This is a genomic window from Peribacillus sp. R9-11, from assembly GCF_031345095.1.
Taxonomy (GTDB): Bacteria; Bacillota; Bacilli; order Bacillales; family DSM-1321; genus Peribacillus; species Peribacillus butanolivorans.
This window is the reverse complement of sequence record NZ_CP133763.1, coordinates 4,166,840-4,184,105: the sequence shown is the minus strand read 5'-3', so window position 1 is coordinate 4,184,105 and position 17,266 is coordinate 4,166,840. Positions and strand designations below refer to the sequence as shown.

At 37.6% G+C, this 17,266-nt stretch carries 23 protein-coding genes, 2 tRNA genes, 3 pseudogenes and 1 other annotated feature (1 of these 29 only partly in view); of the genes and pseudogenes, 25 read left to right on the top strand and 3 right to left on the bottom strand.

Going from position 1 to position 17,266, the window contains the following annotated elements:
* The first annotated feature begins 10 nt into the window (after positions 1 to 10).
* The 3 genes from sdhB (at position 11) to RE409_RS20360 (ending at position 2,046) form a co-directional block, all read left to right on the top strand.
* Complete coding sequence (sdhB, locus tag RE409_RS20370; RefSeq protein WP_053347215.1) at positions 11 to 784, top strand: succinate dehydrogenase iron-sulfur subunit; 774 nt, start codon at positions 11 to 13, stop codon at positions 782 to 784.
* A 165-nt stretch (positions 785 to 949) separates the two neighbouring features.
* Positions 950 to 1,474, top strand: a complete 525-nt coding sequence (locus RE409_RS20365) for an HNH endonuclease signature motif containing protein (RefSeq protein WP_201250592.1) — start codon at positions 950 to 952, stop codon at positions 1,472 to 1,474.
* Between the two features lie 23 nt (positions 1,475 to 1,497).
* A complete protein-coding gene (locus RE409_RS20360) occupies positions 1,498 to 2,046 on the top strand; it encodes an SMI1/KNR4 family protein (protein WP_201186090.1) in 549 nt (182 codons plus the stop codon).
* Positions 2,047 to 2,098: 52 nt separating this feature from the next.
* On the opposite strand, the gene RE409_RS20355 is transcribed toward RE409_RS20360, so the two are convergent.
* Positions 2,099 to 2,293: a hypothetical protein gene (locus tag RE409_RS20355; RefSeq protein WP_201186089.1), complete on the bottom strand. Its 195-nt coding sequence runs from the start codon at positions 2,291 to 2,293 to the stop codon at positions 2,099 to 2,101.
* A 593-nt stretch (positions 2,294 to 2,886) separates the two neighbouring features.
* Between RE409_RS20355 and RE409_RS20350 the strand changes: the two genes are divergently transcribed.
* The 14 genes and pseudogenes from RE409_RS20350 to RE409_RS20285 all read left to right on the top strand — a co-directional run bounded on the left by RE409_RS20350 (position 2,887) and on the right by RE409_RS20285 (position 11,514).
* Complete coding sequence (locus tag RE409_RS20350) at positions 2,887 to 3,351, top strand: acyl-CoA thioesterase (protein ID WP_309557980.1); 465 nt, start codon at positions 2,887 to 2,889, stop codon at positions 3,349 to 3,351.
* A 122-nt stretch (positions 3,352 to 3,473) separates the two neighbouring features.
* A complete protein-coding gene (locus RE409_RS20345) occupies positions 3,474 to 3,698 on the top strand; it encodes a helix-turn-helix domain-containing protein (RefSeq protein WP_028392149.1) in 225 nt (74 codons plus the stop codon).
* A 226-nt stretch (positions 3,699 to 3,924) separates the two neighbouring features.
* Complete coding sequence (locus RE409_RS20340) at positions 3,925 to 4,368, top strand: MarR family winged helix-turn-helix transcriptional regulator (RefSeq protein ID WP_057218537.1); 444 nt, start codon at positions 3,925 to 3,927, stop codon at positions 4,366 to 4,368.
* 10 nt (positions 4,369 to 4,378) lie between these two features.
* Positions 4,379 to 5,182, top strand: coding sequence for a glutamate racemase (gene racE / locus RE409_RS20335; protein ID WP_201186085.1), 804 nt, complete (start codon positions 4,379 to 4,381; stop codon positions 5,180 to 5,182).
* Positions 5,183 to 5,227: 45 nt separating this feature from the next.
* Positions 5,228 to 5,752: pseudogene (locus RE409_RS20330) on the top strand (dihydrofolate reductase family protein).
* A 62-nt stretch (positions 5,753 to 5,814) separates the two neighbouring features.
* Entirely contained in the window at positions 5,815 to 6,888 is a 1,074-nt protein-coding gene (locus RE409_RS20325) for a GerMN domain-containing protein (protein ID WP_309557979.1), read from the top strand.
* 88 nt (positions 6,889 to 6,976) lie between these two features.
* The gene (rph, locus tag RE409_RS20320; protein ID WP_309557978.1) at positions 6,977 to 7,759 is read left to right on the top strand and encodes a ribonuclease PH; all 783 of its coding nucleotides are present in this window, start codon (positions 6,977 to 6,979) and stop codon (positions 7,757 to 7,759) included.
* On the top strand, positions 7,728 to 8,339 hold the full coding sequence (locus RE409_RS20315) for an XTP/dITP diphosphatase (RefSeq protein ID WP_056529166.1): 612 nt from the start codon (positions 7,728 to 7,730) through the stop codon (positions 8,337 to 8,339). The genes rph and RE409_RS20315 overlap by 32 nt, the downstream gene beginning before the upstream one ends.
* Positions 8,340 to 8,341: 2 nt before the next feature.
* A complete protein-coding gene (locus tag RE409_RS20310) occupies positions 8,342 to 8,854 on the top strand; it encodes a metallophosphoesterase family protein (RefSeq protein ID WP_309557977.1) in 513 nt (170 codons plus the stop codon).
* A gap of 177 nt (positions 8,855 to 9,031) precedes the next feature.
* Positions 9,032 to 9,105 (top strand) — tRNA-Arg (locus RE409_RS20305).
* Between the two features lie 132 nt (positions 9,106 to 9,237).
* Positions 9,238 to 9,363, top strand: a complete 126-nt coding sequence (locus RE409_RS20300) for a hypothetical protein (protein ID WP_274608353.1) — start codon at positions 9,238 to 9,240, stop codon at positions 9,361 to 9,363.
* A gap of 329 nt (positions 9,364 to 9,692) precedes the next feature.
* A complete protein-coding gene (locus tag RE409_RS20295; protein ID WP_201186074.1) occupies positions 9,693 to 10,439 on the top strand; it encodes an alpha/beta fold hydrolase in 747 nt (248 codons plus the stop codon).
* Between the two features lie 419 nt (positions 10,440 to 10,858).
* Positions 10,859 to 10,932 (top strand) — tRNA-Arg (locus RE409_RS20290).
* Between the two features lie 381 nt (positions 10,933 to 11,313).
* Positions 11,314 to 11,514, top strand: coding sequence for a hypothetical protein (locus RE409_RS20285; RefSeq protein ID WP_201186072.1), 201 nt, complete (start codon positions 11,314 to 11,316; stop codon positions 11,512 to 11,514).
* Between the two features lie 161 nt (positions 11,515 to 11,675).
* On the opposite strand, the gene RE409_RS20280 is transcribed toward RE409_RS20285, so the two are convergent.
* Positions 11,676 to 11,822 carry a DUF5412 family protein gene (locus RE409_RS20280; RefSeq protein ID WP_397444188.1) on the bottom strand — a complete coding sequence of 49 codons (147 nt, stop codon included), beginning with the start codon at positions 11,820 to 11,822 and terminating at the stop codon, positions 11,676 to 11,678.
* Between the two features lie 242 nt (positions 11,823 to 12,064).
* Between RE409_RS20280 and RE409_RS20275 the strand changes: the two genes are divergently transcribed.
* From RE409_RS20275 to RE409_RS20265, 3 genes are all read left to right on the top strand, one after another.
* Positions 12,065 to 12,820 carry a DUF2087 domain-containing protein gene (locus RE409_RS20275; protein ID WP_201223465.1) on the top strand — a complete coding sequence of 252 codons (756 nt, stop codon included), beginning with the start codon at positions 12,065 to 12,067 and terminating at the stop codon, positions 12,818 to 12,820.
* An 18-nt stretch (positions 12,821 to 12,838) separates the two neighbouring features.
* Positions 12,839 to 13,195, top strand: coding sequence for a GIY-YIG nuclease family protein (locus tag RE409_RS20270; RefSeq protein WP_309557976.1), 357 nt, complete (start codon positions 12,839 to 12,841; stop codon positions 13,193 to 13,195).
* A 184-nt stretch (positions 13,196 to 13,379) separates the two neighbouring features.
* On the top strand, positions 13,380 to 13,658 hold the full coding sequence (locus tag RE409_RS20265; protein ID WP_056529148.1) for a 2TM domain-containing protein: 279 nt from the start codon (positions 13,380 to 13,382) through the stop codon (positions 13,656 to 13,658).
* Between the two features lie 111 nt (positions 13,659 to 13,769).
* Here the strand turns inward: RE409_RS20265 and RE409_RS20260 are convergent.
* A pseudogene (locus tag RE409_RS20260) lies at positions 13,770 to 13,968 on the bottom strand (IS5/IS1182 family transposase); the annotation flags it as partial.
* Between the two features lie 491 nt (positions 13,969 to 14,459).
* Here RE409_RS20260 and RE409_RS20255 point away from each other — a divergent pair.
* From RE409_RS20255 to RE409_RS20235, 5 genes and pseudogenes are all read left to right on the top strand, one after another.
* Complete coding sequence (locus tag RE409_RS20255; RefSeq protein ID WP_162878664.1) at positions 14,460 to 14,633, top strand: hypothetical protein; 174 nt, start codon at positions 14,460 to 14,462, stop codon at positions 14,631 to 14,633.
* Positions 14,634 to 14,812: 179 nt separating this feature from the next.
* Positions 14,813 to 15,172, top strand: a complete 360-nt coding sequence (locus RE409_RS20250) for a YidH family protein (RefSeq protein ID WP_201223467.1) — start codon at positions 14,813 to 14,815, stop codon at positions 15,170 to 15,172.
* A gap of 165 nt (positions 15,173 to 15,337) precedes the next feature.
* Positions 15,338 to 15,883, top strand: a pseudogene (locus RE409_RS20245) (sigma-70 family RNA polymerase sigma factor).
* Positions 15,873 to 16,280 (top strand): PadR family transcriptional regulator, encoded by a 408-nt coding sequence (locus RE409_RS20240; protein ID WP_309557975.1) that lies wholly within the window; start codon positions 15,873 to 15,875, stop codon positions 16,278 to 16,280. The pseudogene RE409_RS20245 and the gene RE409_RS20240 overlap by 11 nt, the downstream one beginning before the upstream one ends.
* Positions 16,281 to 16,431: 151 nt before the next feature.
* Positions 16,432 to 16,707, top strand: coding sequence for a GNAT family N-acetyltransferase (locus tag RE409_RS20235; protein WP_053347192.1), 276 nt, complete (start codon positions 16,432 to 16,434; stop codon positions 16,705 to 16,707).
* Between the two features lie 543 nt (positions 16,708 to 17,250).
* Positions 17,251 to 17,266, top strand: a binding site (T-box leader) (it continues 243 nt past the right edge of the window).

Genomic DNA, 17,266 nt, shown 5'->3' with positions numbered 1-17,266 from the left:
GAGCAAAAAAATGGTTGAAACTAAATCTGAGACTAAAACAGTCCGTTTTATAATCACTCGTCAAGATACACCGGATTCAGCTCCTTATGATGAGGAATTTGAATTAGCGTACCGTCCGAATATGAATGTAATTTCCGCTCTAATGGAAATTCGTCGTAATCCAGTAACAGTACAAGGCAAACACACTACAGCAATCGCTTGGGACATGAACTGTCTTGAAGAAGTATGTGGTGCTTGTTCAATGGTTATCAATGGTAAACCTAGACAATCTTGTACAGCTCTTATTGACCAATTAGAACAGCCGGTTCGTCTTGCTCCAATGCGTACTTTCCCTGTTGTTCGTGACCTTCAAGTCGACCGTAGCCGTATGTTCGACTCATTGAAAAAGGTAAAAGCTTGGATTCCAATCGATGGTACGTACAATCTTGGACCAGGACCACGTATGCCAGAAAAGAAACGTCAATGGGCTTACGAATTATCTAAATGTATGACTTGTGGTGTATGTTTAGAAGCTTGTCCGAACGTAAACAGCAATTCAGACTTCATGGGACCACAACCATTATCACAAGTTCGTTTATTCAATGCACATCCAACTGGTGCAATGAACAAAGCTGAACGTTTAAATACAATTATGTCTGATGGGGGCCTTGCAAACTGCGGTAACTCACAAAACTGTGTGCAGTCTTGCCCTAAAGGAATTCCTTTGACTACATCGATTGCAGCATTAAACCGTGATACTACTATTCAACAATTCCGTAACTTCTTCGGAAGCGACGAAGTTTAATAATGAGAAAAGAACCTGTATCTTAGGATATAGGTTCTTTTTTTGTCTAAAAAAGTGTGAACAGATTCACATCTAAAATTAAGGTGAGAAATAACGGATTTTAATGGTGGGGATATTATCTTTATATTGTTTTATCTGGGGTTCTTTTTATTAAAGACTTATTAATTGTGTCATTTATTCGTTTATAAAAATACGGAAAAACAAACCAAATATGATACGAAGTGGCAAGGTGCAGATATAAAAATAGGTAAAAAAACATCTAAGACTTACAATAATAAAACTACGCATTTTTACCAAACCTATTCAAGAACTACGGCGGGATGGACAGGTAGTGGCACAAAAACTAGTGATGGAGCAACAGAAGAGGTATTAGTTAATAAAAAGACAGTTACTTATCCTGAAATATACAATTCACACAATAGAACGACTATGTGGACTCCGACAAAAGCTAATATAGCGGTAGTACCAGAAGAAAAACGAACTAAGAGAGATACTAAACTTAAGGATAAATTCATGCCATGGTATATTAAAACATATGGAGATCCAAATTGGGGACCAAAATGGCCTAATGCTGATATACATCATGAATTACCATTAAAATATGGCGGAACGAATGCGATGTCTAATTTATTTCCGTTGCCAAGAGATCTCCATCAAAAAACAGTTAATCCTTGGTGGGCTTCCTATTAATTGATATTGGAGGGATTAGTGAAGTGAGTCATTTTGTACAAAGTACATTGTCCGGATTAAAGAAATTGTTGGATAACAAAGACCAAATGAAGTCAGTAGCAGAGGAAGGGGAAGTCTATAGCGTTTCGTGTTCTTTTAACGCTCCAATAAAGACAACTGAAGTTGAAAAGTTTGAAAGTGAACAAGGTATCAAGCTTCCTGAAGACTACAAGGCGTTCTTGACACTCCATAATGGGGCAAGAATATATGAATCAGTCAATGACGACGGTGTTAACATAGGGGGCGGTCTTCATTTTTTTAACTTAGATGAAATAAAAGAAACTCAAGAAGTTGAATATATAAGTGAACATGGGATTCCTATCGCACACCTATTGGAAGACTGTTATCTAATATTAGATATAGAAAAACTAAAGGGTGGGGATCCAAATTACCTTAACATTTTGGAATTTACAGATATAAAAACTCTAAACCTTAACTTTGAAATCTTCTTAGACCGCTACATTATTTCACAAGGTGTACCGTTTTGGAGCTGGCCTATATACACAGCTGAAAACTACTATAGAACTAGATAAAATAAATAAAAGAGCGATTGCTAATTGAATGCAGTCGCTCTTTTTTCGAATATTATTTCGAATCGATTTCAAGTATCACTGTTTGTTTATTGTCGTTTTTGTTTGTTTGATAAATATCCTCTGCGATATCGTTATATTCAGACCCTTCTTTAGATGCCTTTACATTCGAAGTTTTTACATTCGATTGAGAAGAACAACCAATTAGCATTAAGCTAGCAAGTAAAATGACAACAAATATTCTAATCATGTTTACAGCTCCTTATTTGTTTGTTAAAAGCATAACATGGAAAGACATCACTTTTGTGTCACATTTTGAAAAAGAGGGGATAAATATTGAAATCCACTCTTTCAACATAATATCAATTTTGTTGAAAGAGTGAGGTAAAGAAATAAACGGCCCATAAAAATGACACAAATGTGTTGTCTATGAACCGGATACGTATTATTTTTCTAATTGAAATTTTGTAAATGGAATCATATCATCGATATCCCAAATTTCACTCAGTACGCTGAATTGATTGGATTCATCTGGACGACTGTGATACCAAACTATCTCATTTGCAGATCTAGGTTCTATCTGATATAGATGTTCATCGTGGTTGTAATAGATGTTAACGATAGTCTTATTAGCAAAATCAGCTGTGCATTCTTCTACGATATCGTGATCGGTCAATCCGGGATCTAATACAATAAAGCTATTATTTGGGTGTATGTATGCTTCAACAATTAAGTGGTCGAATCCATCATATTTACAGGATGAGAATATAAAATCCTTTCCATTATCTATTTTTTCTTATAAAATGAGTGAATAGTCATTCATTTTATAAGGGGGTGCACAGATTGAACAGAATATCATATATCGATAATATAAAAGAATGGGGCAGCGACTTTTCTTTTAAACATGAAATTAAGGTCCGTTTTTCGGAAACGGATATGTTCGGTCATTTGAATAATACGGTTCCATTTACCTATTTTGAGGAAGCACGAATTGAGTATTTTAATAGCATGGGTTTTATGAAGGATTGGACTTCGGATGGAAGCAATGAGATACCGGTTGTTGCCGATTTACAGTGTGATTATATCCAGCAGGTTTTTTTTAACGATCAATTGATGATCTATGTAAAAGCGGCCCGTGTCGTGAATTCTTCTGTGGACATTCATTACATGGGAACCAAGCAAGATGGTTCGGTTTGCTTGACGGGTAGAGGAACTATTGTCCAAGTCTCTAAAACCACTGGGAATCCGATTCCTTGGCCGGAAGAGATGAAGGAACGTATGGCGCGAACAAAAGTCAAACATTCTTAAATAAAATTTCAATTAGACAAGTAAAAGAGTCACTCCCTTGCCCCAGCCGACATACTATATCTTGACTAAATAGACACCCACTCCGGGTTTTATGCTGGTGAAGGCAAGGAGGGTAACATTACTTGAAGGAGAACGAATTCACTCATAAGCCACTACTCACCAAAAGAGAAAAAGAAGTATTTGAGTTACTAGTACAAGATAAAACAACAAAAGAAATCGCAGGTGAATTGTTTATTAGCGAAAAAACAGTTCGAAACCATATTTCAAATGCGATGCAGAAGCTTGGAGTCAAAGGACGTTCGCAGGCAGTTATAGAACTCCTTCGTATGGGAGAACTTAAGCTTTAATGTGTTGACTCATTAATACGTAAGCCTTATATATTTTTTCTCTCCCATTCATTGGCAGCATTTAAGGAAGTCTGAGATAATTTCTCATTGTGTTGACTTCTTTAGATGCTGCTTATTTTAATGGAGGGGGTTTCATTATATCCTTTAGATAATCTATCTTGAAATTTATTTCACTTTCCCCCAAAATGGTAGTATGATAAGTTTCATGAAGTGGGGAGCTGGGTGTATGGGTGAAGAGAATCAGGCTGCACATGTGGTCGAGATCGAAAGGGAATTGCGCTATGTTTCGTCATGGCTTAAGCAAAGGGGACGGGAAATTCTTAGTGATTATAAAATTACTATTCCTCAGTTTCTGGCTTTGCAATGGCTTTTTGAAGCGGGCGACATGACGATTGGCGAATTGTCTACGAAGATGTTTCTTGCCTTTAGCACAACGACGGAACTGATTGACCGCATGGAGAAACATCAGCTTGTTCAGCGCGTCAAGGATGAGAAAGACCGGCGTGTGGTTCGCATTCACCTTCTTGAAGAAGGCGAACGGATTATCGAAGAAGTGATCAACAAACGGCAGCAGTACTTGAGTGGCGTTTTAGTCAATTTCAGCGAATCCGATATCGTTTCCCTAAGTGGGACTTTAGCAAAACTACATCAAGAAATGAAAGAAAAATGAGGCGAGATTTTTGAAACAACCAATAGGAATCATTGATTCGGGGGTAGGTGGTTTGACAGTGGCTAAAGAAGTCATGCGCCAGCTACCAAATGAAAATATAATTTACTTGGGCGATACCGCAAGATGCCCTTATGGACCAAGGTCGAAAAAAGATGTCCAAACCTTCACTTGGCAAATGACAAGGTTCTTATTGAAGAAGGATATTAAAATGTTAATCATTGCCTGCAATACTGCGACTGCAGCGGTGCTCGATGAAATTAGAGCGATACTTCCGATTCCTGTATTGGGTGTTATTCATCCAGGGGCAAGGGCGGCATTGAAGGTTTCTAATTCTCTACATATTGGAGTAATTGGCACAGAAGGTACAGTGAAAAGCAAGGCCTATGACGACGCTCTTGCCTCCATCAATTCGGATGTGAAAGTGGATAGTTTAGCTTGTCCAAAATTTGTCCCCATCGTAGAAAGCGGAGAGTTTCAAGGGAAAATCGTGAATAGGGTTGTGGCTCAAACTTTAAACCCGTTAAAGAAAACGAAAATCGATACATTAATCCTTGGCTGTACCCATTATCCGCTGTTAGGGCCTGTAATCTCAGAGTATATGGGAGATAAAGTACAAGTCATTTCCTCTGGGGAAGAGACAGCCCGTGAGGCAAGTGTTATTTTGGATTACTATCGATTAATCAATAAAAGCAAGCAGCGTCCGGTTCATCGTTTTTACACAACTGGTTCAAGAGATATGTTTGGGTCAATCGCATCGAGTTGGCTCGGTATTCATATCAATGCAATAGAAACAATTAAAATTGACCACCTATAAGACTTCCATTTGGAGGTCTTTTTTTTGTGGAAAGGAGCAAAAAAAATGGTATCACAAAAGCATATCGTTATGTATATAGCTACAAGCATGGATGGATATATAGCAAGAGAGGATGGAAGCATAGATTGGCTTGAAGAGACAGAAGGTGCAGGGGATAATGGATACGGCGATTTCTTTAAAAATATTGATACGGTGATCATGGGAAACAAAACGTATCAACAGATATACACTAGCAGAAGAATTTCCTTATCAAGATAAAACCTGCTACGTCTTTTCTAGAAGTGCGCGAAAGGTAAAGACGAGCACCTGGAATTTGTAAATGAAGATGTGGAAGATTTCATCGGAAATCTAAAGGGTGACTCAAGGATTTGGCTAGTCGGTGGTGCGGAGTTAGTTAGTGAGTTCATGAGAAAACAGCTGGTGGATGAAATGATTCTTTCTATTATTCCTACAGTATTAGGTAAAGGGATTTCTTTGTTTCAAGCAGGAAATCCTGAAGTCAAATTAAAACTGACAAACATACAACGGTACGGCCAGATTGCTCAGCTGCATGATCAGAGAGAAAAATAATTGGTCTATTTTCCCTTAGGGCTCGTATAAATAGGAGTACAAACTGTCCTAGGAGTGATTTTATGTCCAATAAATCAAAAGTAACAATGGCTGTGACCATTCTGGCATCTTCTTTTTTTCTTTCCGGATGTGGATTATTTGGGGGTGAAGAGAAAAAGGAGATTGACCCGCCTAAGGATGTTTCATTAGTCGAGGATGAATCTTCATTAAAAGAGTCCAACGGGGAGCAACAGCCGGCAACAGATGGGGAAGAGACTGCTGGTGAAACAGCAACAGTGAAGACCGAGTTGTATTTAATTGATAAAAGTGGATATGTGGTTCCACAGACAATGGAACTTCCTAAATCGGAAGCCGTCGCAAAACAGGCCCTTGACTACCTCGTGGATAATGGACCAGTTACAGATAAGCTTCCCAATGGGTTTAGAGCGGTTATTCCTGCCGATACTCAAATAAGTGTAAACATAAAAGAAGGAGTGGCTGTGGCTGACTTTTCACCGGAGTTCAAAAATTATCAAAAAGAAGATGAACTCAAAATTCTTCAAGCTATTACATGGACACTAACTCAATTCGACTCGGTTGATAAAATCCAAATGAGGATCAATGGGGAAGATATTACGGAAATGCCAGTCAATGGCACGCCGATAGATGAAAATATCTCACGGTCTTCCGGAATCAATATTGATACCAGTGACGTGGTAGATATTTCGAATACGAAAGCGTTGACTGTCTATTACATTGGCGGGGACGAGGAGTACACCTATTATGTACCGGTAACACGCCGTATTAGCGAGACGGTGTCCGATAATGTAACAGCAGTTATTGAGGAATTAACGAAGAGTCCTTCTGGAACAAACCTGCAAACGGGCTTCATGAGTGATGTGGCCTTACTTGATCAGCCGAAAATGGCAGAAGGAAAGGTTACCCTCAATTTTAACGAAAACATTCTTGGTAGTTTTAAAGAGAAAAAGGTTTCTCAAGATGTTCTTGATGCCTTAGTTTTATCTTTGACGGAGCAAAAGGGAATTGAAAGTGTTGAAGTACAGGTGCAAGGCAGTGTAGATATTCTTAACGAAGAAGGAAAGAAATTATCAGAACCTGTGGTCCGTCCAGAAAAAGTGAACACAGGTAGTTTTTAAAGAAACGATTTTGTATACTATAGATATAACACAATGAGGCAGCCTTTCGCTGCCTCTTATTCTTTTTTTGAAATTAGGGGGATACAAAATGCGCGTTGACGGCAGGCTGAATACTGAATTAAGGACGATACAGATCCAAAAAGATTATTTGAAGCATCCTGAAGGTTCGGTATTAATTACCGTCGGTGACACAAAGGTCATCTGTGCCGCAAGCGTTGATGAGCGGGTTCCGCCGTTTATGCGCGGTAAAAAGAAAGGCTGGATTAATGCTGAGTATTCGATGCTTCCGCGAGCAACCAATCAACGGACAATCAGGGAATCGGCAAAAGGGAAAATAACAGGGCGCACGATGGAAATTCAGAGGCTAATTGGACGGTCACTGCGGGCAGTGGTCGATTTAGAGGCGCTAGGTGAGAAAACGATCTGGATTGATTGCGATGTTATTCAGGCAGATGGCGGCACTCGGACAGCTTCAATTACGGGCGCATTCGTAGCGTTGGCTCTTGCTTTAAATAGGCTGGATGAAGAGGGGAAACTGGCGGTATTTCCGTTGAAAAATTATCTAGCAGCAACAAGTGTCGGGATTATTGAAGAAGCAGGAGTTGTGTTAGACTTAAATTATCAGGAAGATTCAGCAGCCCTTGTGGATATGAATATCATCATGACAGGCAGTGGTGAATTTGTCGAATTGCAGGGCACAGGGGAAGAGGCAACTTTTACATATAACGAGTTACAGCAATTACTTTCAATAGCTCAAGAAGGACTTCAAACCTTATTCGAGGTGCAAAAAGAAGCACTTGGAGTTATTGCCGATAAAATACAAAAGGGTGAGACAAAGTATGAAGACAGTAATTATTGCAACAAAAAATAAAGGAAAAGCCAAGGAATTCGAAAGTCTATTCTCAGCAAAAGGATATGAAGTCAAAACACTTCTTGACGTACCGGACGCACCGGATGTGGAGGAAACAGGAACGACTTTTGAAGAAAATGCAATTCTTAAAGCAGAAGCCATTGCCCATCAACTAGGTCACTTCGTGATAGCTGATGACTCCGGTTTGATTGTCGATGCATTAGATGGGCGTCCTGGTGTATACTCTGCGCGCTATGCTGGCGAGTCAAAGAGTGATGAAGCGAACACGAAAAAAGTTCTGCAGGAACTAGAGGGTGTACCAGAAGCGGAAAGAACAGCAAGGTTTTATTGCGCCTTAGCGTTAGCGTCACCAAATCAGGAAACAATCACCGTTTCTGGGACGATGGAAGGCTTGATTACCGAACAGCCTTCAGGAACGAATGGATTTGGATATGACCCAGTCTTTTTTGTTAAAGAGCAGGGGAAAACAAATGCTGAGCTGACAAAAGAGGAAAAAAACCAAATCAGCCACCGTGCCAATGCATTGAAGGCTTTGGATGAAAAACTAGGTCAATTTCTAAAAAGGGAAGAAGGAATGTGACGATGAAAGTGCTAATAATGAGTGACAGCCATGGCTTAACTCATGAAATCAGCATGATAACCGACCGTCATAAAGAAGAAGTTGCTACTATGATTCATTGCGGTGATTCAGAGCTAGAAAGCAAAGACCCTCTCATGAAGAGCTTTTTAGCGGTACGGGGGAACTGTGATTATGATGCCACCTATCCAGATGACTCTGTTGAAGGCATTGGCGGCAAGCGCTTTTTCTTAACCCACGGACATCTGTATAACATTAAGATGACTTTAATGAATTTGTCTTATAAAAGTGAAGAAATCGGTGCCGATATTATTTGCTTCGGTCACTCCCACGCCGCTGGTTCCGAGTTGATTGACGGCAAGCTCTTCATCAATCCAGGAAGCATACGCCAGCCACGCGGACGAAAAGAGAAAACATATGCCATTTTGGATATTGGAAGTGACCAACTTGAAATCATCTATTATGATCTTGAAGGAAAAATCGTTGAGGAGCTAAGTAGGGTTTATCGAATCGACTAACTTAATGTATAATGAACAGGAAGCGTTTTTCCCCGCTTCCTGGCTTATAAAAAAGAAAAAAACTTTTTTATGAAAAACCGTTGACTTTCTTTTGGTATCCTACTATAATAAGAAGTGTCCTAAGGGAACAGTTAAGGTAATACATACATAAGTTTTACCGCAACTTATATCATAAATGTCTCAGTAGCTCAGCTGGATAGAGCAACGCCCTTCTAAGGCGTCGGTCGGGAGTTCGAATCTCTCCTGGGACACTAACAAAGTGGCTTTAAAGCCCGATACGAAAACCTTCTATATCGTTTAGTGAAACGGTCAGTATAACGGTCATGTAAGAAATTACACCGTATATCGACTTATCCTACTAACGATATAGGAGGTTTTTTCGTATGACCAAAAGAAAAGGATTATTAGATGTTGAAGTAGACGCAAGGGGACTATTAGAGGAAATACCTGTTTCTAGTTCTATCGCTTCTAAACCAAGGGCGTTCCAATATATTTTTTTCATATATTAGCACCAAAAAAGGTATAAATCATCGAAAATGTTACTTTGTTTTTGGGAATGAGTTTTGATTCTATGAATAAACATAAATAAGTTGTTTTTTTATTAAAGGGATTAATAGCCCCATAAACGCCCGTTTATGGGGCTGGTTTTTTTGAAGTAAGGTGTAGTACAGATGAAGATATTTTCTTTATTTTTGTTCCGCAATCGGGCGATATTCTAGAATAAGGAAGGAAATTAAAGGGTGCTTCTTGAATTGTAAGTTAAGTCAGAAAAAGGCAGGATTATTAAGAAAGATAACATATTTTTAATTATTAAATCGTAATGGGTGGAGGGATTTCAATGGATTTGTATTACGAAGTTAATGGAAATGGTCATCCTGTGGTTCTCCTCACTGGTGGTGCTGATGTACGAAACTGGACATTTGTCGCATCTCTTTTAGCGAAACACTACAAGGTCGTTGCTTTTGACGGACGTGGGACCGGGAAATCACCGACCCCTTTAGAAGATGTCAACCAGGTTGAAGATTTGCTGTCGCTGCTTAATCATCTAGAAATCAATCAGGCGACACTCATCGGTCACTCAATGGGTGGCCAAATTGCCACTGAATTCGCTCTGAATTATCCTGAAAGGGTTTCAAAACTTGTTTTGCTTGCGCCTGGATTATCTGGGTTTAGCTATTCAAAGGAATTTGAAGAGAGAATGAAGACGATTCATGAAGCTGCCCCCGATATCGATAAGATGATTGAGCTTTTGCTCAGTGATCCATCCTATCGTGTTGTAACAATGAGTCCTCACCGGAATTTGATGGTTCAAATGCTCCGGCACCATATGAACCGAATGTTTGAATGGCCGGCTGTTAAATTGATTTGGCCGCAACCACCGGCCATCGAAAGATTAGGAGAATTGACGGCCCAAACATTATTGATAATCGGTAAGGAGGATTCACCCGATAACCTTCGTGTTGCCAATTACTTTCGAAAGCACTCAGACGCTCGAATCATAGAAATTCCAGGTGCTGACCATATGGTCAATTTCACCCATCCCGAGAAGCTGTATCGTCAAATTACTGGTTTTATGAAGGAATGAAAAGTTTACTATGCTAAAGAATCCGGAAAATCATTCGTCAGTTTTGTAACTTATCTAACTAAAATAAACAGGATGACACTGCTTTCTCTAACTGCCTTTTATAACATTGGTTGGTCATCATGAATTAATAAGTTATATATGATAAAAGAAGAGAACGCTTATAACAAAGTGTTCTCCTTTTGTTGATTATTATGATCACTTCGAATTGTTCGATAGAGTGTATTCTGCATTTTTTTACTGCAAGCTTTATTCAAATACCATGATAAATTTTGAATTAATGTAGGGGTATTCTATAACTCTTCAAAATTTATTATTACTAGTATTGCAATGAGTATTATACTAGGTTATAATAAAAATCACGATTACGGACTAAGTTCGAAAAGTGACCGTTATACTGAACTGAAGAAAATCAGCGAAATGTCTCAGTAGCTCAGCTGGATAGAGCAACGCCCTTCTAAGGCGTCGGTCGGGAGTTCGAATCTCTCCTGGGACACTAACAAAAACAGCCAAAACCTTTTTAAGGTTTTGGCTGTTTTTCTTTTATCGGGATAAAGTTAAAATGATTGATTAGGGGGATTCCTTATTTTCGGTATTAATATTATTATGTTCATAGACCTTTACATTGTCGTAGGTTTTTTTCGTTTTAGGGCAAGTGAGCAAGGGTTAATATCTAGTGATTGTATGAACTCCATTTTTACCTTGGGAAAAATCAGAGGGAGAATAATTAGGTTTCTAATTACAAGAATGAATGTCTATTGACTTGTGATTCTAGGACTATTCATGTTCGTATTCCTTCAAGGAAGTTTTTTATTTCTATTTATCGCAGGTAGATTATCTTTTGTGTCGAATTTGTAATAAATAAGGAGTTGTTTAGATGAATAAAGATAAATTATTTAAGTTCATTCAAACTTCCACTCGGGGGAATTTCTTTTCAGTAGAGATAGCCGAAGATGGAACTAAGGTAGTCCAATTAGCCAAGGAATTAGAAGAGGAGGGAAGAATTAAGTTAAGAGCGTGCACGAAAAAAGAACAAGGTGTTTATCTGGAAGGAATACTTAAGTTTGTGCCTAACTAATACTTATTCTTCTTTATCGAATCAAAGGATTTATACTAAATTCAACCAATTTCATATTATTATTTGAAAAAAAGCATCCAACTAGTTGGATGCTTTTTGACTTGGTACATCAATTCCTATTTAATGTTTAAGGGTAATAATTTAATAATTTTTAATAATTCTTAATAATTACCGTCTTTCGCCGCAATGCCATTCGTAAAGTCAACATTCAACGTATATTCGTCGACAAGAGATGATTCTTTTGTAAGAAAATCCGCTGTTGGTAGAATCCGCTTTTCAAAGAACGTCCAATACACTCCGTAAATAATCAGACAATCAGTAATAAACTCCCATTAACCCATCTACTCAAAAACTTCTTAAAAGCTCTCTCTTTACCCAAAACTATATGTTCCCAAAGTCTACCCCCTTTTGTGAAAATGCAACGAAACTAATGTGGAAAATGAATAAATACGATATAAAAATGTCTAATTCACAAAAAATGTTGACATTATATAAACAAATTAATATTATGTTTATTATATTATAAACTTTATAAGGAAGTGTTTGTTTTATGCAGGATGCAGAAATGTTTTGGAGTGCATCGCATGATGAGCTAAAACAGGGGTATATCGAAGAAGAGAATCAGTTTATTTGTTTGCTGTGCGGAAATACAGTTCAAAAAGGGATAGTGTATCCAATAGATGGGACTCTTTATGAAGCAGAAAGGTATATGCGTATTCATATCGAAAATGCGCATCGATCGGTGTTCGAATACTTGATTGATCTCGATAAGAAACTAACAGGTCTCACAGATCATCAGAATCGCCTTCTTCGTCTTTTTTATCAAGGGAAAAACGATGCTGAGGTGCAAGAGGAAATGGGAATTGGGAGTTCTTCTACTATTCGGAACCATCGCTTTGTATTAAAAGAGAAAGAGCGTCAAGCTAAGTTATTTTTGGCCATGATGGAACTTTTAAAAGATAAAGATAAACATGCGCCTGCATTTGTTCCTCTTCATCAAAAAGCAAGGATGGTGGATGATCGTTATAATGTTACGCGGGATGAAAAAGAGGTCATATTGAAAAAATTCTTTCCACAAGGTAGTCAGGCAGCTTTGAGTACTTTTCCACCAAAGGAAAAACAAAGGTTTATTGTTCTTCAAGAAATTTCGAAACGTTTTAAAAATGACCAGAAATATAGTGAAAAAGAAATCAATCAAATATTGGAAGCGGCCTATCATGACTATGTTCTTTTGAGAAGGTATTTAATAGAATATGGATTCTTGGATAGAAAGCCTGATGGAAGCCAATATTGGCTGAAGAAATGACGAATGGAGGCAATGAAGATGGATCGAAAAAAAGAATTGAAGCAATTATATAAGGAAACAAAAGTTGAAGCGGGAGTTTACCAAATAAAAAACTCGATAAATAATAAAGTATTTATAGGAAGCACCAGGAATCTAAAGACATTAAAGGGTAAACAATTTGAATTAGAAATGGGAACAAGTACTAATAAAATGCTGCAAGATGAGTGGAATCAATATGGGAAAGAAGTCTTTTCTTTTGATGTGCTAGAGGTTCTAAAACCGAAAGAAACAGGATATTTTGATGCCAAGCGCGAACTGAAAAAACTTGAGGAAGCATGGTTGGAAAAAATACAGCCATATGAAGAAAGAGGATACAATAGGGTAAAATCCAGCTGACTTTTTAGAAGTGTATCTAAGTTTACAAAGATAGCAGTTAAACAATCTTCGATTATTAACCGAATTCCCGGCATTCCATCATAGGATGTACATCGTCTCCTTTTTGTAATAAAAATTGGGTAAATAAGGTATTATTGATGTGGAGAATAATATATTTAAGTGTTTACGATAAGGGGGCGAGGGAATGGAAAATGAAGATAAATATTTAAGAGCGAAAAAGCGGGTGGAAAACCTTAAGGCATTCTACATTCATCTAACGGTGTATTTCTTGGTTAATGCTATGCTTTTTGTTATGAACCTAATTACGGATACTAGTTATTGGTGGTTCCTCTATCCACTTGGAGGATGGGGAATTGGAGTTCTGGTACACGGTATAACAACTTTTGCAGATGGTAACTTCGGATCAGAATGGGAAGAAAGAAAGATAAAGGAATTCATGGAAAAGGATAAAAAGGATGTCTGACAAAATATGAATACGTTCAATTTAAGGAACCAGCTATGGTTCCTTTCAGTTTGTAGACAAAAGGGGTCCAGAATGTTTTAATTCCGGACCCCTTTTGAAATTCCCTTTGAATATGAATGTCAATTTAGCTAAAATAACTGGATCAATACTTGGGCTGCCTATCTCTGAATACATCTCTTTCACCAAGTCATAAATGAAAGGAAGTCAATGGACCCTCAATTTTACGAACCAAATGGTTCGCTGGCACCAGTTGATCCAAAGTAATCATTTCAAGTTGATCTCGCTGAATAGAATTATGTTTCAAAAGCATTGTCATCACCTCAAGTTTTAATACTCCTATATTAAAACAAAAAAGACTAGGCAAAAGTGTTTATTCTAATTGTTAAAACAAAGTTGATTGGAACGGAAGGTGCGAGACTTCTTCGGGAAAAGCGTGTCCAAGGGAGACCCCACAGGCGCAAAGGCGCCGAGGAGGCTCCCTGACCGCCCGCGGAAAGCGAGTGCCTGGAGTGGAAATCAACGTTCGAATTTTTACAACCCCTCAAAAAAACTGTAGACTAACTCGATTTTCATCGAGTTAGTCTACAGTCTGAAGGAACCAGTTATGGTTCCTTTTTTCGTATAGAGAGATTCTTAGTTCTAGTTAATTTTAAATAAACCCTTTAGAAAGATAATCGTACTTGTTGTAAGTTTTTAAATGGTTTAAGCTATTATTATGGGAATAAGACAGAGTAGTTTTTGCAATAGATGGTGAAACCCTTAGAGGAGCTTCACTAAATAATTAATTTTTAGGAGTTGCGCATGAAAAAATTAGGATGGATTATAACAGGAATAGGGGCTTTTTTCGCACTGGGTGCCTTGCTTTATCCTTTGAATGTTATTGATAAAACACTATGTATTTATTTATTACTTGGTGGTGCGGGGCTTATGTTTGTCGGGTCTATGTTTAGAGCCTTTTCGCTCCTTAAGAGATAAAACAATAAATAAAAAGGTTGGTATACCAAGGGGGATTTAGGAATAATCGAGGTCTCTGGTGTATCAGTCTGTTTATAGTAAAAGGGTATATGATTTTCTTTATTGGCTCCAGTGTCAATGTGAAAAAGCAATCACTGTGATATGATTTATTCATAAAACATTCAAGCTAAGGTGATGATATGGAAAAAAATCAATTAAAGTATGCACAGCAGCATTTGGCCAATGAACGCACCTTTTTGGCATGGATCAGAACGGTGATTGCGATTGTAGGGGTTGGTTTTTTAACTACGAGTTTGCATTTTACGATCGGCAAGTATCGGGACGACCGGATTGATTTGATTAGTATTGTGTTGGGGATGTTTACTTGTACTTTGGGTTTAGTAATTACTGTATTGGCGACTTTCGGTTATTTGCAGAAGAAGCGACAAATTAACGAGGAGACGTTCAAACCCTCTAGTGCGCAGGTAATTCTCATTGCGGTCTTTATGGTGATTATGTTATTGATGATTATTTTATATTTTCTTTTTATAAAATTTTAACATTCTGTCCTATCCAGTATAGGGCAGTTTTTTTAGTTTCTTCCTATTATATACATATCCTTACATGTATATGGAAAGAATCCTTCCATTGATTATAAAGGGTAAATTAAGAAAACTTTAACCTGTTGACAATCGTCTATAAATTAGAAAGAAAGGATGAGTGTTATGGAGGAGTTATTTACAGAATATATGGAGGCTGGTGAAGAAGATATATGGTTGGATGAGATTATGACTGTATACGGTCAGGATATTCTTCAGCTTGTGTACTCATATGTGAAAAATCTCACTATTGCCGAAGACTTAACGCAGGAGATTTTTGTGAAGTGTTATAAAGCATTGCCTACATATAAGAAGCAATCAAAGTTGTGAACATGGCTATGGAAGATTGCCATAAATCACTGTAAGGATTATTTGAAAAGCTGGTACCATCGGAACATCGAATATACCGTGGATGAGCGGGTGGAGCCACAGGCAACGGTGAGTGTGGAAGAAACTATTCTTAAGCTTGATGAGGATCAAATGCTTTCTCATACCGTGATGAATCTGCCGATAAAATACAGGGAAGTGATTTATTTATTTTATTTTCAAGAGTTATCGATAAAAGAAATTTCCGAAATGACGGGAATCAGCCAAGGTACAATAAAAACCCGGATGCGGAGGGCGAAAGCGATGCTAAAAGAGAAGCTGGAGGGGTATAACGATGGAAGATAAATTGAATAAGCTCAACCGTGCAATGAAAAGAACTGTTTTTGCTGATGTAAAGTTTACTGACAAACAAAAGACGGCTATTAAACGGCGACTTGTTCAGGCAAAGGAAAGTGATGAGGAAGTAATGATCGCCATTTTTCGAATTCTTCAGGAGGAACAAAGCGGTTATCAGATTATGTCATCCTTAATAAGGCGGGGCATTGAAAAATTCACCGAGCAGGAGGGAATTTTGTATACGATGCTGCATGACTTGGAACGGAGGGGTTTCATTGAGGCCAAATGGGAACAGACGGAGAAGAAATCATACCGCCTTAGTAATAAAGGGCGCCGAATGCTCGCAAAGTCAGAATCTAAACAAAATGCAGGCTCATACATCTTACAAACGGTTTTAGAGGGGTGAAAATGGTGGGTAGTTCAATTTTGGCATTGTGTTAAGTGTTTATCGAAAAAAAGATGTAATTTGGACGGTTCAATCTTAATTTAGTTTTAAATATTTGTTTAATTTTCATTTTGTGAGATATGATAAAGGGATATAAAAGGAGGTCATCAAAATGGTGGATATCCAAAAAGGTGAAGGTTCTTTTTTTGTCGCGGAATCTGGCGAGAAATTGGCGGAAATTACGTTCTATAAATCAGGTGATAATGAAATCACGGTGGACCATACTGTTGTGTCTGACAAGCTTCGCGGGCAGAAGGTAGGTAATTCTCTTGTTGAAAAGGTGATTGAGTTTGCACGTGAAGAAAAACTAAAAGTCGTTCCGGTATGTACATTCGTTCAAAAACAATTTGAAAAAAATGCCGATTACGAGGATGTTTTAGCCAAATAATTAAAGGGCTGATACGAGGAGGATGAACATGATTATTCATCCATTATCCTATGTATTCAGCCTTTTTCTATGTATTTATACTAATAAACTAAAAACAGATGTTATGATGTGAAATTGGATTTTATGCTGTCTTGCGTACGAGATGTAAGTATTTATATATCAGGTTTTTTAGTTCGGTCATTTTGGGTAAAACAAAAAAGCAGTAATCGCCTTTCAGAAAAAACATAATTTACAGGAAGAAGGGATATTGGGTAAAGTTCGCGGAATAAGTTATTTGCTTTTATGAAGGTCCTTGAGAAAAATCTTTAAATTGATTTACAATTTGAAAATATAGAATATTTAACTTTTTTTAAAATAAATAAATACAATTTATTTATTTAGAGAATGGGATAATAGTAGGTATGTAAGCGTATACAGTAAAACTTGCAATTTAGAATTATCAAAAAATTCTTTAAAAACCTGTTGACTAGTACCCGAAATACAAGTAAGATAATCACAAATACAAGACATCAAACATAAGCGTTTCTAAAAATATGAATTATGCGAAAAGCATTGAAGA